Annotated in this window: 15 protein-coding genes and 1 tRNA gene; 2 read left to right on the top strand and 14 right to left on the bottom strand. The window is 63.2% G+C overall.

Going from position 1 to position 13,461, the window contains the following annotated elements:
* Nucleotides 1-13: 13 nt before the first annotated feature.
* The 3 genes from LH365_RS15775 to LH365_RS15765 form a co-directional block, all read right to left on the bottom strand.
* Entirely contained in the window at nt 14-1,813 is a 1,800-nt protein-coding gene (locus LH365_RS15775; protein WP_226745523.1) for a DUF885 family protein, read from the bottom strand.
* 287 nt (nt 1,814-2,100) lie between these two features.
* A complete protein-coding gene (locus LH365_RS15770; RefSeq protein WP_226745522.1) occupies nt 2,101-2,319 on the bottom strand; it encodes a hypothetical protein in 219 nt (72 codons plus the stop codon).
* A gap of 78 nt (nt 2,320-2,397) precedes the next feature.
* Nucleotides 2,398-3,150 carry a LuxR family transcriptional regulator gene (locus LH365_RS15765; protein ID WP_226745521.1) on the bottom strand — a complete coding sequence of 251 codons (753 nt, stop codon included), beginning with the start codon at nt 3,148-3,150 and terminating at the stop codon, nt 2,398-2,400.
* 78 nt (nt 3,151-3,228) lie between these two features.
* On the opposite strand from LH365_RS15765, the gene LH365_RS15760 reads away from it, so the two are divergent.
* On the top strand, nt 3,229-4,071 hold the full coding sequence (locus tag LH365_RS15760) for an NAD(P)H-hydrate dehydratase (protein ID WP_226745520.1): 843 nt from the start codon (nt 3,229-3,231) through the stop codon (nt 4,069-4,071).
* 57 nt (nt 4,072-4,128) lie between these two features.
* On the opposite strand, the gene msrA is transcribed toward LH365_RS15760, so the two are convergent.
* On the bottom strand, nt 4,129-4,767 hold the full coding sequence (gene msrA / locus LH365_RS15755) for a peptide-methionine (S)-S-oxide reductase MsrA (protein ID WP_226745519.1): 639 nt from the start codon (nt 4,765-4,767) through the stop codon (nt 4,129-4,131).
* Between the two features lie 173 nt (nt 4,768-4,940).
* Between msrA and LH365_RS15750 the strand changes: the two genes are divergently transcribed.
* A tRNA-Ser gene (locus tag LH365_RS15750) sits at nt 4,941-5,030 on the top strand.
* A gap of 233 nt (nt 5,031-5,263) precedes the next feature.
* On the opposite strand, the gene LH365_RS15745 is transcribed toward LH365_RS15750, so the two are convergent.
* The 10 genes from LH365_RS15745 to LH365_RS15700 all read right to left on the bottom strand — a co-directional run bounded on the left by LH365_RS15745 (nt 5,264) and on the right by LH365_RS15700 (nt 13,444).
* On the bottom strand, nt 5,264-5,518 hold the full coding sequence (locus LH365_RS15745; RefSeq protein ID WP_226745518.1) for a helix-turn-helix domain-containing protein: 255 nt from the start codon (nt 5,516-5,518) through the stop codon (nt 5,264-5,266).
* Nucleotides 5,515-5,727, bottom strand: a complete 213-nt coding sequence (locus LH365_RS15740) for a DUF2274 domain-containing protein (protein ID WP_226745517.1) — start codon at nt 5,725-5,727, stop codon at nt 5,515-5,517. Before LH365_RS15740 ends, LH365_RS15745 begins: the two co-directional genes overlap by 4 nt.
* Entirely contained in the window at nt 5,720-6,802 is a 1,083-nt protein-coding gene (locus LH365_RS15735) for a TrbI/VirB10 family protein (protein WP_226745516.1), read from the bottom strand. The genes LH365_RS15740 and LH365_RS15735 overlap by 8 nt, the downstream gene beginning before the upstream one ends.
* Nucleotides 6,795-7,709 (bottom strand): P-type conjugative transfer protein TrbG, encoded by a 915-nt coding sequence (gene trbG, locus LH365_RS15730; protein WP_226745515.1) that lies wholly within the window; start codon nt 7,707-7,709, stop codon nt 6,795-6,797. The genes LH365_RS15735 and trbG overlap by 8 nt, the downstream gene beginning before the upstream one ends.
* 11 nt (nt 7,710-7,720) lie before the next feature.
* The gene (gene trbF / locus LH365_RS15725; protein ID WP_226745514.1) at nt 7,721-8,425 is read right to left on the bottom strand and encodes a conjugal transfer protein TrbF; all 705 of its coding nucleotides are present in this window, start codon (nt 8,423-8,425) and stop codon (nt 7,721-7,723) included.
* 3 nt (nt 8,426-8,428) lie between these two features.
* Nucleotides 8,429-9,631 (bottom strand): P-type conjugative transfer protein TrbL, encoded by a 1,203-nt coding sequence (gene trbL / locus LH365_RS15720; protein WP_226745513.1) that lies wholly within the window; start codon nt 9,629-9,631, stop codon nt 8,429-8,431.
* A 31-nt stretch (nt 9,632-9,662) separates the two neighbouring features.
* Entirely contained in the window at nt 9,663-10,340 is a 678-nt protein-coding gene (gene trbJ, locus LH365_RS15715; RefSeq protein WP_255606744.1) for a P-type conjugative transfer protein TrbJ, read from the bottom strand.
* Between the two features lie 85 nt (nt 10,341-10,425).
* Nucleotides 10,426-12,852 (bottom strand): conjugal transfer protein TrbE, encoded by a 2,427-nt coding sequence (gene trbE, locus LH365_RS15710; protein WP_226745511.1) that lies wholly within the window; start codon nt 12,850-12,852, stop codon nt 10,426-10,428.
* Nucleotides 12,846-13,109 (bottom strand): VirB3 family type IV secretion system protein, encoded by a 264-nt coding sequence (locus LH365_RS15705; protein ID WP_226745510.1) that lies wholly within the window; start codon nt 13,107-13,109, stop codon nt 12,846-12,848. Before LH365_RS15705 ends, trbE begins: the two co-directional genes overlap by 7 nt.
* Nucleotides 13,109-13,444 carry a TrbC/VirB2 family protein gene (locus tag LH365_RS15700; protein WP_226745509.1) on the bottom strand — a complete coding sequence of 112 codons (336 nt, stop codon included), beginning with the start codon at nt 13,442-13,444 and terminating at the stop codon, nt 13,109-13,111. The genes LH365_RS15705 and LH365_RS15700 overlap by 1 nt, the downstream gene beginning before the upstream one ends.
* Nucleotides 13,445-13,461: the final 17 nt, after the last annotated feature.

The following is a 13,461-nucleotide window of genomic DNA, read 5'->3' as shown; positions in this document are numbered from 1 at the left end:
AAGAGCCCGTCTATCAGCGCGTCGCCGCCCATTCGGCGTACACCGTCTCCAGCACGGCCAGAGGCAGGGCGCCCGCCGTCAGACCGGTGTCGTGGAAGGCCTTGATGTCGAACTTGGGCCCGAGTTGCGCCTGCCATTTGGTGCGCAGTTCCAGCCACTTGATCTTGCCGATCATATAGCCCAGCGCCTGCCCCGGCCACACGGCGTATCTCTCGATCTCGGTCTCGTTCGGATCGCCCAGATTGGCGTCCATGAAGGCCATGGCCTGTTCACGGCTCCAACGCTTGTGGTGCATGCCGGTATCGACCACCAGACGGCAGGCGCGGAACAGGGCGTCGTGCAGATAGCCGATATAGCCGTAGGGGTCTTCGGCATACATGCCCATATCCTTGGCTGCGACCTCTTCCGAATAGAGCGCCCAGCCCTCGATATAGGCGTTGAAGCCCGAAATCTGGCGCAGCATCGGCAGGTTCTTGTTCTCCTGCTGAATCGAAATCTGCATGTGGTGGCCGGGAATGGCCTCGTGATAGGTCAGGGTCGGCAGGGTCCAGCTCGGCACCTCGGCCGTGTCGCGCAGGTTGATATAGTAGGCCCCCGGACGCGCACCGTCGAGCGAGGCCGGCTGATAATAGCCGCCCGGCGCACCCAGTTCCGTCGCGGGCGGGATGCGCTTGATCGTCACCTTGGTCTTGGGCAGCACGCCGAAATAGGCCGGCAGCTTGGCCTGCACCACCTCGACCTGCGTGTTGAGGTCGGCCAGCAGCTTTTCCTTGCCCGCATCGGTGTTGGGGTAGACGAACCTGGGGTCCTTGGCCATGGCCTTCAAGCGCTCGCCCGTCGTGCCCGTGGTCATGCCGAGCCTGGTCATGACCTTTTCCAGCTCGGCATTGATTTCCTTGACCTTATCGAGGCCAATCTGGTGAATGGCGTCCGGCGACAGGTCGGTCGAGGTGCCGCTGCGCGCCCCGTAGACGTAATAGGCGTCGCCCTGCGGGATATGCCACACGCCGGCGTCGTGCGTGGCCTTGGGCAGGACGGCCTCGACCGCCGCGATCTGACGCGTCAGGGCCGGCACCACCTGGGTTTCATAGATTTTCGTCGCCTGCGCGGCCCAGTCGCCCGCAATGGCCTTTTCCTTGGTGCGCCGGTCGATCGACTGCACCAGCACGCTGTCGGCGGCCTTGGTGTCGCGCTGGGCCTTGAGCTGGATGACCGCCTTTTGCAGGGCGAAGTCCGGCGCGATGACCCCCTTGGCCACATCGGCCTTCATCCTGGCGGTTTCCTCATCGAGCAGCACCGCATAAGCGCTGAGACGCGACAGATAGGCGTCGGCGTCGGCCCTGGTCTCGACGCTGTGTTGGCTGTCGAGGAAGTCGGGGATATAGATATAGCTGCCGCTCAACTGCGTGATCACGTAAGGCGACTGACCCGGCGTGCCGAAGGCGAAGGTCTTGTAGCCGTTGAGCGTCTGGCTCAGGTCCCACAGCACAGCGTCGTAATTGATGCGGTCCATGCCCGAAAGCTGATCGCGCGGAATGGCTTTCAGCGCGGCGACAGACTTTTCGAGGAAGGTCGTGTAGCGGGCGCGCTCCTGCGGCGTGGCCGGATCGAGTTTGGCTTTCAGGCCGGCGCGCGCTTCGACATCGAGCCCCAGAGAGGTGGCATAGGTCGGCGAATGGTCGATCAGTTCGTTGAAGATGGCGTCGAAAGTGGTCCTCAGCTTCGACGACGCGGATTGCGCGAAGGCAATGCCTGAGCTTCCCAGAGCGGCGAGGGCCGAAGCCCCGGACAGAAGCGAGCGGCGGTCGAGCATGGGGATCATCTCCGGCAGGGGGCGGGCGCGTCAAGTTGCGCAGGCAACGACCCTAGCCCTGCAAACGCGTCGCCGCAACCGGCTCAAGATGAACTATCCGTAATGAAGGGGAACGCCGGAACGGAGCGTTTGCGCCTTGGGGCCGGTCCTGGGACAAGGAACCGGCAGGCGCCAAAGGGGGACGACTCTGGCGGGAGGGCCATACGTCCGTTCCGGCGTTTTTGCGACATTCCGTTTCCTCCCGGCACACCCCCTGCCCCGGAACGAAATATCGACACGGAATACGCTTACTGCATACGCTGCGACAGTTCCCGGCGCATGGTCTCGACATAGGAGTCGAGACAGGCGTCGAATGTCGCGCCGATCAGGGCCGCGACCTCCGCCTCACCCACCTGAAGCGCATGGCCCTTAAGGTAGTCGAGCGCCGATACGATCTGCATCAGAGTCTGTTCGCGGCTCATGGGATGACCGGGAACGTAAAGACCGACATCGGCTATACTGGGCATTGGAAAGGCTCCGGTAGGCGTCAGGTAAACCGTACCCCCATATTTAAGGGAGCGGTATCACGCATTTTCGGGATGTGATCACGGATGAATCATGCCCGCCATGATCGCCTTCACTACCGCCGCCACGCGGTTATTCACCGACAGCTTGCGAAAGACGCTGCGCACATGCGTATCGACCGTATTGCGGCTGATCGACAGGATGATGGCGATCTCTTCGTCGGTCTTACCCGCCGCCACCCAGGTCAGGACCTCCGCTTCCTTGGCCGACAGCCCGATGGCCGGGTCCTGGGTCGGCGCAGGGATGGCGTAGAGCCGCTTATAGGCCGCATAGAACTGATGGCTGATGGCATGGATCAGGTCGAGATCGATATGGCTGGCGTTGCGCGCCTGCGAACAGGCGACGGCCACCCCGGCGATCTGCCCGCGCGGTCCGCGGATCGGCACGCCTATGCCGCCGTTCAGCCCCGCCTCCTCGCTTTCGCGCATCAGATAGGTCTGACGGGTCGAATAGCCGCCGCGCTTTTCAAGGTCGGTCCAGCGGAAGGCCCAGTTTTCGGTCGCCGCCGCGCGATAGACCGGATCGATACGCCACCATTGCTTTTCGAGGTAAAGCTTCTGCCAGTCGTCCGGATAATGATGCAGCAGGCCGTGCCCCTGCTGACGGTCGGGCAGATCGAGATCACGCTGGATGGTGAAGATGACACGGTCGAAGCCATGAGTCGCGACTGTACGCGACAGCAGGTCGAACAGCGAATCGGCATCGGTCATCCGTGAGGATTCGGCAACGAAATCCTCGAAGGTCACGGCGTCCCTGTGTTGCAGGCCGATCATGCGGTTTCCCGAAAAAAGCCGATATGATGGTATGATCCTATCGCAGTTCCCATCAAAACGGCATACCCTGAATCCGTCATGAGCACCCTGCCCACTCCCGCCGATAACCGCCCGGAAAACTGGTCCGCGCATTTTCCCTCGCCCGACGTCACCGGTAACAAGTACGACCGCGGCCATGCTGTCGTGCTGGGCGGCCCTGTGCAATCGACCGGCGCGGCCAGACTGGCGGCGCGCTCGGCATTGAGGGCCGGGGCCGGGCTGGTGTCGGTAGCCTGCGATCCGTCGGCCCTGATCGTCTACGCCACCACGCTCGAAGCCATCATGACCAAGCCCGTGCGCGATGCGGCCGAATTTGCCGGCCTGATAGGCGACCCGCGCGTCACCGCCGTGGTGCTGGGCCCGGCCGCCGGAATCAATGAGCGCACCCGCGATCTCGTTCTGGCCACGCTGAAAGCGCAAAAGCCCTGCGTGCTCGATGCCGACGCCCTGACTGTGTTCAAGGACGACCCGAAGACGCTGTTTTCGGCCATTACCGGTCCCTGCGTCCTCACTCCGCACGAAGGCGAGTTCGCCCGCGTCTTCGGGTGGCCGGATGAGCGTTTCAGGGCCGCCGCCGATGCCGCGGCCGCATCAGGCGCCGTCGTGCTGTTGAAAGGTGCGGAAACCGTCATCGCCCACCCCGACGGACGGCTGGTCATCAACCGTCACGCGCCGCCGTGGCTGGCCACAGCGGGTTCCGGCGACGTCCTGTGCGGCATGATCGCCGGCCTGATGGCGCAGAAGATGAAAGCGTTTGACGCCGCCTGCGCCGGTGTGTGGCTGCACTCGGAAGCCGCGCGCCGCTTCGGGCCCGGCCTGATCGCCGAAGACCTGAGCGAACAGATCCCGGCAATTTTACGCGACATCAAACCGGCGAGTTAGGCCTACTTGGTCGCGATATTATTGCCCAAAAACCGCTCGCACTTTTTGGCATATCGCTTAAATCGCGCAGGTCACGCCGGTCCCCTTCAGGCCGCAATAGCCGTCCAGATTCTTCTCCAGATAGCCCTGATGATAGTCTTCGGCATAGTAGAACGGGGTTTCGCTGTCCGGCCCGAAGATTTCCGTGGTGATCGGCCCCAGCCCCTTGCCGGCCAGCGCCGCCTCGAAGGCGTCACGCGACTTCAAAGCCGCCTCGTACTGGGCCTGGGTCGTGGTGAAAATCGCCGAACGGTATTGCGTGCCGACATCATTACCCTGACGGAAGCCCTGGGTCGGATCGTGACGCTCCCAGAACAGTTTAAGCAGCGCATCGAAGCTGATCTTTTGCGGGTCGTAGGCGATCAGCACGCCTTCGGTGTGGCCCGTCTGGCCAGTGCACACCTCACGATAGGTCGGATTCGGTGTGTAGCCGCCAACATAACCCGCCGCGGTCGTATAGACGCCCGACTGCTGCCAGAACAGGCGCTCGACGCCCCAGAAGCAGCCCATGCCGAAAACGACGGTCTCAACCCCGGCCGGGAACGGCCCTTTCAGAGGGGTGCCCAGCACGGCGTGAACCTCGTCCGTAGGCAGCGCCTCGGCGCGGCCCGGCAAGGCTTCTTCGCGGGAAATCAGGCGGGTTTTGGTGCCGAACATGGGCTGCTCCTTGGGACGTCGGGGAGTTTATCCCCAATATAGGTCAACCTCAGAGATATAGTGAGCAAAAAAGATAGCGCCAGAGGGCACTTGGGGGCTTGCGATTTATCGGTGGACGGTTATAACCGCCGCCTTCCCAAGACCCTGAGCCTATGCCGGGTCTTGCCAGTGATGGACAGGTGGCCGAGTGGTTGAAGGCGCACGCCTGGAACGCGTGTATAGGGGCAACTCTATCGAGGGTTCGAATCCCTCTCTGTCCGCCATTACCTTTCCGATATCAATTTGATTTTGAACGTCTTTTTGCCACCCCTCCGAGCTCGGAGCATACAACGGAGCCTACAACAGGATTCGGACGAGGGTGTCAAAATAGGACGCATACGGACGATGTCCGTTTAGAATTTATCGTCATCCCCTCATCCATTTTCGCCCCGATTAGCCATGAAAAAAGCCGCCGAGATGAGTCGGCGGCCTGTTATCGATGATTGGGGGGGGGCCTTCAGTAGGTGGTGAGCCCCTCACCCGGAGCGCTGGAATTTAGGAATTCCACCAGATCCTCCCGAAGGATCACTCGCCGTCCACCGAGTTTGCGAGACTTCAGCGCACCGATCGACATTTGATCGTAGAGGAAGGTCCGCCCCAACCCGGTGACCTCCATAGCCTCGGGTATGCTATAGGCGAGCTTCTGAAGGATCACAGGCGGCGGTACTTCGTAGCGGAGCCCGTCTGGCCGTTGAGAACTGGGCGCTTTCATTTGCGACCTCCCTTTGAGAACCCTCTGTCGCTCGCGAGGAACGCTTCAAGCATGTAGGGCACCAGTTCCGTGATGGCCTCCTTCGATCCATAGGCTTCCGCGTACCGATCGGCATACGCCTTCAAGCCTTCGTGCAAATCAGCCCCGATCACGATGGTAAGCTTGATGGGCGTGCGATCTGGCAGCTTCGGCAGTTTGAGATCACCCATTTCGGGCCTCCATGATCAGGAGAGGCAGGACAAAGTCTTCTATGAGGATTACACGTATGGGCCATCCCGGTCGCACGGTGATGGTCGCCGGCGCGTCTACGGCCTGCTGCACAATACGTTGTCCCGCCTGATTGAAGGTGCGGCCTGCCGCCTCTCGGATAGCACGGCTCAAATCGTCACCGCCCCCTTCCGACCGCGTATCAGCCAGGCCCAGAATGGTCGACAGGCCGACACCCTTCGCCAGTTGCCCCGGGTGATAGTCGACCCGGTCCCGCAACCCGACATACCCCGCCTCATCGGCGGCCAGCGCCTCCATCAGGGCCAGCGAGCGCCCATCCGGCAGCACCAGTTTCTCCCAGCGCACATTTATGCGGGCCTGCCGGGCACCGGTGGCGCGTTCATAACGACCGATGAGGCGGCTGCCTGCCGGTATTACCACCTCCCGCCCTGTCCGGCTGTCACGAACCGTTTCGGTGACCTGGGCCAGGACGACGCCCGGCAGGTCGGAGTTCAAGCCGGTGATCAGCGTCGCGGCGATCACCGTGCCGGCGGACACCGTCGCGCCTGCGGGCGTCTCCAACTTCGCAGCTACGGTAGCCGCCAGATTGCTGATCACTTCAGGTGCGCGTACCGCACCGGAGACGAAAAGACCGCCGTTGACGGGGTTGAGCGGCGGTTGGGACTGGCCCGCCTGGGATCGGGACGGCGGAGGGACGCTACCGTCTGAGGATTCGACCGCCACTTTGGCCTGCTGGGCTTCCAACATTGGCCCGCCTAGATCTCCCGGTAGTGGTGGCCCGAGTTGCGGCACATCGGTATAGGTCTTCGGCAAGGCACTCAAGGTTTCTGTAGGCTGACGCACGCGCGCCTGTGGGTCGCCCGCCTTCTCCGCCGTCTCGACGGCCTTGATGACGGGCGGCGACAGCCCGATCCACGTCACGCCAGCGAGGGCCAAGGCTCCAACCGCACCTACCCCGATCAAGAGGTTGCGTCGGAACCGCACCGCCCGCCGCGGCTTGGCGCGCAAGACGAGGGTTTCGGGATCGAGCTTCGGCGGGAGGACTGGCTCAGTCATGGCGACGCCCTTTCTTATTCGGGGCGGCGACGTCCGAGCGCCGCAACCGGACGACCGTCTGGGGCGCCGTGCCGAGGCGCAGTTCCGCCACCTCGATCAGCCGGTCAACGACATAAGACGTGCCGACGATCCGGTAATTGACCAACTGGGCTTCTCCTGCTCGGCCGATCAGGAACAGCGGCGGTGCCGACGAGGTCGCCATTTCCGGCGGGAAGACAATGTAGGTCTTCGCGCCGTCGTCAAACACCCGCCGGGGCCGCCACGCTGGGGAAGCGCCTTCGACAACGTAGTTGAAGTTCAGCCGGGTCGGATCAATACCTACCCCAGCGTTCGGTGGCATTGGTGGCGCCACTGACGGTGCCGGTGGCTCAATCTTGACCACGGGTAGCATGGGATACCGCCACGACACCGCTGCCATATAGGTCGACGGCGTACTCTCCAGTTGGAGATGATAGGTGCGGACGCTGGTCAGAACCACCAGATTGGTCTTCAGGCCAGAGACATGGGGCTTGATCAGGATGTGGGTTCGGGCGGATGCCCCCTCGCCGCTCTTGGTGTCGCCGATGATCCAGCGCGCCGTGTCGCCGGCGGATATGGCCATGACGGTTTCGCCGGGCTCCAGCATCAGATCCGTCACCCGATCCGGGGCGGTATAGACCCTGAACAGGGCCCCTTCGGTGAAGGCGTAGGTCTGGATGGCGTTGAGGTAGCTCTCCGTGGCGGGCTCGCGTACGGCCGCCCGGTTGGCTGCCTCGACGCGGGCCGAAGGCGGCAACTTCTCGACACGTATCGATGCCTCAGATGGCGCGACCGTATATTTGATGGGCGGTTTCTTCGCCGGGGCGGCGCACGCGAGGGAGGCGATCAGCGACACGGGGGCAAGCCCCCACAGGACAAGGGGTTTCATCAAAATCTCCTTCAGGGGTTGGGCTTGGTAATTTCGGGGGCGTAGTCGCTCGACCAGGCCAGATCGGTGACGTAGAGGCCGAGCGGGTTCTTCCGCAGGACGTCTTCGCGCGTCGGCGCCTGAACCTTGATGCCCAGAATGGCGGTCCAGCGGGTGGTGCGGATAATCTGTCCGCTTTCAAAGACCTGCTCAGTCCACTTCACCTGAAATGAGGTCTTCGAGGCCCGGACGACGCTGTTGATTGAAACCGTCACCGAGCTTCGCCCGACCTTGGCGAAGGGATCGTTCAGACGGGCGTGTTCGGAGAGGAAGGTCGCCGCATCGCCCGTGGCCAGATCATAGGCATCCAGCCATTGGCCCCGCACCAGGACCGGGTCCGTCGGCAAGGATCGCACAAGGGTGATGAAGCGGCCCAGATGCCAGGCCAGTTGCGCATCGGTCGGGCTATAGGCGGTATCGGCTGGCGCGACGGCGCGGACGGCACCCTGATGATCGACCTCCACTACATAGGGCACAACGCGGCTTTGCGTGGTGCTCCAGATAAGACCGGCACCAAGGCCGAAGCTAAGGGTCAGGGCACCGAGCGCCAGAAACCGCCAGTTGGCCGCCTGTACGACGGCGGAACCGATGCGATCATCCCAGACCTGCGCGGCTTTCTGATAGGGGGTGACGGGTTCGGGAGTCGCGCCGTAGCGCTGGAGCGGGCGTTTGAACATCGGCTAGTCCTTCTGAGAGAGATTGGGGGATGCGGAGCCGGAGGCCTGATCGCCGGCGAGGATCGCGGATTGCACCATCTGGATGTGCGCGCGGGTACGCTGCTCGGCCTGCATCTTCTTCGCCCAGGCAGGCGGCGCGGCCTCGGCATTGTTCGGCGCAGCGCCTGGGGCGCCCTGCCCGCTTCCACCTGAAGATGAAGGAGAAGGTGGCGGCGGAGGGGGCGGAGACGGAGAAGCACCACCGCTACCGGATACCCCGCCACCAGAACCTCCGCCCAGTTTCGATGCCGCCGACGAGATGGCCTGCATTCCGCCTCCACCGGCACCGGATACCGCGCCGCCAGCCAGAAGACCTGCCCCAGCCGCTGCGCCCAGCGTACCGGCAACCGATCCGGCGCCAAGTTGCGGCGCGCCTGAGACGAGACCCGAGGCGACGGTTGGTCCAAAAAGGCCCAACCCCAAAAGGGTAAGAGAGGCCAGTACAAGGGTCATGGCCTGCATCAGGTCGGGTTCGGCACCGTCGAGTGCAGAAATGAAGGTGTCGAAGAAGCCCGAGCCGATGCCGACGATGACGGCCATGACCATGACCTTGATACCGGAGGTGACGACATTGCCGAGGACGCGTTCGGCGAGGAAGGCGGTCTTGTTCCACAGGGCGAACGGCACCAGGACGAACCCGGCCAGCGTCGTCAGCTTGAACTCCAGCACGCAGATGAAAAGCTGCACGGCCAGCAGAAAGAAGGAGAGAATAACCAGAAGCCAGGCGACCAGCAGGACGACAATCGTCAGCAGGTTGCCGAAAAACGTGTCGAGGCCCAGGAGATCGGCGATCTGTTCAAGCAACGGATGCGCGGCCTCAAAGCCCGTCGCGGCCAGTTTCCCCGGCCGAAGCAGGTCGTGAGCCGACATCCCGCCGCCACCGGCCCTCAAGCCCAGACCGGCAAACGAGTCATAGATGACTTCCGCCAGGAAGCTGAAATGAGTGATGATGAAGGCGAAGGTGCCGACATAGAGGATTTTGCGGATCAGGCGTCCGAAGAGATGGGCTTCTTCGTCCATGACCCAGAACAGGGCCGCCAGCGTCACGTCGATAGCAATCAGGATGGCAGACAGGTGACCGACATCGCCTTTCAGGAGACCGAAGCCGGAATCCAGATAGGCCAGGAAGGTGTCGAGAAAGGTGTCGATGATATTGAGGTCGGTCATGGTCCTGCCGCCAATCTGAAGCTGAGGGGGACTATTCGCCGGCCTTGCCGGACCCGAGGAAACGACGGGTGGCCGCCTTGGCCGCGGCTTCCGCTTCGGCCTTACGCGCGGCATCGAGCGCCTCGGCGCGACCTTGGGCCGCCAGCAAGGCCTGGATCTGCATCTGCTGTTTTGCCATAAGCGCTAGAAGCTGGTTTGCCGCCTGTTGGGCCTCCAGCGCGCCTTCCGACCCTTCCGCCGCCGAAACGATGCGGTTCAGCGCCGCGGCGTCATCGGCCAGACTTTCGGAGACCTTCGCCTGCACGTTCAGGGTCTGGCCGTAGGCGTCCATGGCCGACTTCCAGCGTTGCTCGGCACCCGTAAGGAGGCTGGCCAGTCTGAGGTCACCCGTGTAGGTGCCCGGAAACTGCTTGAGGAAGGCGTCGCGCGTGGCTTCGACATTTAGGGCGATACCCTTGGCTTCCTTGATCAGTGCATCGATGGCGGCGAGATCGCGATTGAGACCCGCCAGCGCGCTGAGGTCGAACCGCTTGAGGTTCTTCGCCATGTTCTGGAGCATCATGGCCTGGTTCTGCAGAGCGAGGATCTGGTTGTTGATCTGTTGCAGGGCGCGGGTCGCCGACAGCACGCTCTGCACGTAGTTGCTGGGGTCGTAGACAACGACTTGGGCCTGTGACGCCGGAGCGAAAGACGCTCCGGAAAGGGCCATCAGTGCCACACCAAATACCACGGATAACAGGTTCTTTTTCATAGCAAATTGAGCCTTCAGTTGAGAGTTGAGGTCAGGGGAGTTTTCAGGATCTCATTGGGGGATCAGTGACCGGCAGAAGATCGGCGGCCCACGTCAAACCTCGGTCGATCAGGTAGCGTTGGGGGAAGGTCTCACCCGGACCTTCCGCCAGAATTCGGTCGATGCGGCGCTGGTCGTCGGGGCTCGAAGCGGCGCAGATGGCCAGGGCCAGTGGCCCGAGCCGCAAATCGAACAGGCGGTTGCCGCGCCGGGATTGCAGGTAGTAGTGGCGCTTGGGCGTGGCCTGACCCACGATCTGGATCTGGCGATCATTAAGCCCCAGACGCAGATAGGCGGCGCGGCTTTGCGACTCGACCGCCCGCTCATTGGGCAGGAACAGCCGTTGCGGGCAGGATTCGATCAGAACCGGCGCAATCGGGCTGTCGACAACATCGGCGAGGCTTTGGGTCGCGAACAGGACGCTGACATTCTTCTTGCGCAGCACCTTCAACCATTCCCGAATGCGGGCGGCGAAGAGCGGGTGATCGAGGAACACCCAGGCTTCGTCGAGGATCATCAGGGTGGGACGGCCATCGAACCGGGCTTCGAGCCGGTGGAAGAGATAGGTGAGAACCGGCGCGACCAGTTGCGGGTCGCCCATCAGGGTTTCCATCTCGAACCCATGGATCGGCGCCAGTTCCAGCGTCTCGGTGTCGGCGTCGAGGATATGGCCGTAGGGACCATCAAGGGTGTAGGGCCGCAGCGCGAGCTTGATGTCATTGAAGGCCAGCACGGCACAGAGGCCCGTCAGCGTGCGCTGTTGAATAGGCGCACCCGCCAGGGTTTCGAGCGCCGACCACAGGGCGTCACGGCCATCGAGCGACAGGTCGAAGCCCTGCTGATCCAGCAACGCCGAGAGCCAGTCGAGCGCCCAGGTTCGCTCCGCCTGATCTTCGATGTGGCGCAGCGGTTGAAACGCCACCTGCCCTTCCCGCCCGATGGCATGGTGACTGCCGCCAAGCGCCAGAACCGCGGCCCGGGCGGAACCACCCTTGTCGAAGACAAAGACCTGAGCGTCCGGATAGCGCGTGAAGGAAATGGCCATGAAGGCGAGCAACACGGACTTGCCGGCGCCCGTCGGGCCCAGGACTAGCATGTGACCGACGTCCCCGACGTGGGTTGAGAAACGGAACGGCGTCGAGCCCGAACTGACGGCATGGAACAAGGGCGCGCCGTTCAGGTGTCGATTGGTCTCCGGCCCCGCCCACAGTGTGGACATCGGAGCGAGGTGTCCGAGATTGAGCGTGTGAATCAACGGTTGCCGAACGTTGGCATAGAGATGCCCCGGCAAGCTGCCGAGCCACGCTTCGACGGCATTCAGGCTTTCGACGATGGCTGTGAAGCCGAGGCCATTGACGATCCGCTCGACGTTCCGCAGGCGCTCATCCGCCGTATCGCGGTCAGGACCGGTGACGGTGATCGTCGTGGTCAGATAGCCGAAACCGACGTGATCGCCGCCGATGGCCTGCAAGGCCAGATCGACATCGGCCACCTTGTTGTCAGCGTCGGTATCAGTCAGGGCCGAAGACTCTTTGTAGAGGACTTCCCGCATGATCGACGCCACCGACTTGCGCTTGGCGAACCACTGTCGACGCAGCTTGGTCAGGGTCTTCACCGCCTCGGGCTTATCGAGCGCAATAAAGCGGGTCGCCCAGCGGTACTCCAGGTCGAGATGGTTCAGCCCATCGAGCAATGCGGGATGGGTGTGATTGGGGAAGCCCAGCAGGGTGAGGGTGCGCAGGTGCTGGTCGCCCAGCCGGGGCTCCAGCCCGCCCGACAAGGGTGTGTCAGCCAGAATTGCGTCGAGATAGGCCGGCGTGTCCGGCACGGTGACACGATGATCCCTGGTCGAGACACAGGCATGAAGGAAAGTTAGAGTTTCCGCGTCATCGAGCGCCCGGATATGGGGCAGGACGGCGCCCAGGAGATCGAACACGGCATCGGTGCGATCGACGAATTTGCGCAAGGCATCGTGCCAGTCGCGGCCGACGACCTTCTCTTCGCGCTCGACGAAGGCTTCGCCCACCCCCTCCAACTGGTCTGCGGGCGGCATGAAACAGAGGGTCAGGTGATAGCGGGACTCGAAGTGGTGCCCTTCGTCGCCCGCAAAGGCGGCGCGGCGCTCTTCGTCGATCAGGCGCGCGATGCCGGTTTCTGCCCCCACTTCGGGGTAGGCCTGTGCCCGACCGCGCCGGGCTTCGAAGAAGACGGCCCAGCCCGACCCGAGACGACGAAACACGTTGTTGAGCCGCGCCGAGAGGGCCACCAGCTCTTCCGGCGTCGCGCTCTCGATGTCCGGGCCCTCGTAGCGGGCCGTGCGCTGGAAACTGCCGTCTTTGTTCAACACGATGCCCGGGCCGACCAGAACGGCCCAGGGCAGATGATCGGCCAGACGGTCGGCCGTCTGGCGGTATTGGCGCAGATTCAGCATGAGAAATAGCCCTTATGGCGCAGGTGGCGCAGGGTGACGGCGACGCAGTAGGGATCGTGTTTGGCGGCGAAGACCGCGAGGGTGTGGCCCGCGACCCAGAGCAGGAGGCCGGGAGTCCACAGTTGCAGGCCAAGCCCCAGCGCTGCGGCAAGAGTGCCGTTGACAAGGGCCAGGCCGCGCGGCGCGCCGCCCAGTAGGAGGGGTTGGGTGAGCGCCTGGTGCAGTGGCACCTCGAAGCCTTCGACCGCCGTGCTCATCAGATCAGCGCCCCGCCGCCAAAGGAGAAGAACGTCAGGAAGAAGCTCGACGCGGCAAATGCGATCGAGAGGCCGAACACAATCTGGATCAGCTTGCGCAGGCCGCCCTGGCTTTCACCGAAGGCCAGCGCGAGGCCGGTAACGACGATGGCCAGTACGGCCACGATCTTGGCGACCGGGCCTTGCACGCTGTCGAGCACCTGCTGCAGGGGTTCCTCCCACGGCATGCCGGACCCCGCGGCCAAGGCCCCGGAGGTCGTCAGCGCCAAGGCCAGCCCGAGGGCCAGCGGTAGCGCCTGCCGTGCATAGTCAGTGCGATAAAAAGACTTACACATCAGATATCTCCATGTTT

The organism is Asticcacaulis sp. AND118, assembly GCF_020535245.1.
Lineage (GTDB): Bacteria > Pseudomonadota > Alphaproteobacteria > Caulobacterales > Caulobacteraceae > Asticcacaulis.
This window is presented reverse-complemented; position numbering and strand designations above follow the sequence as displayed.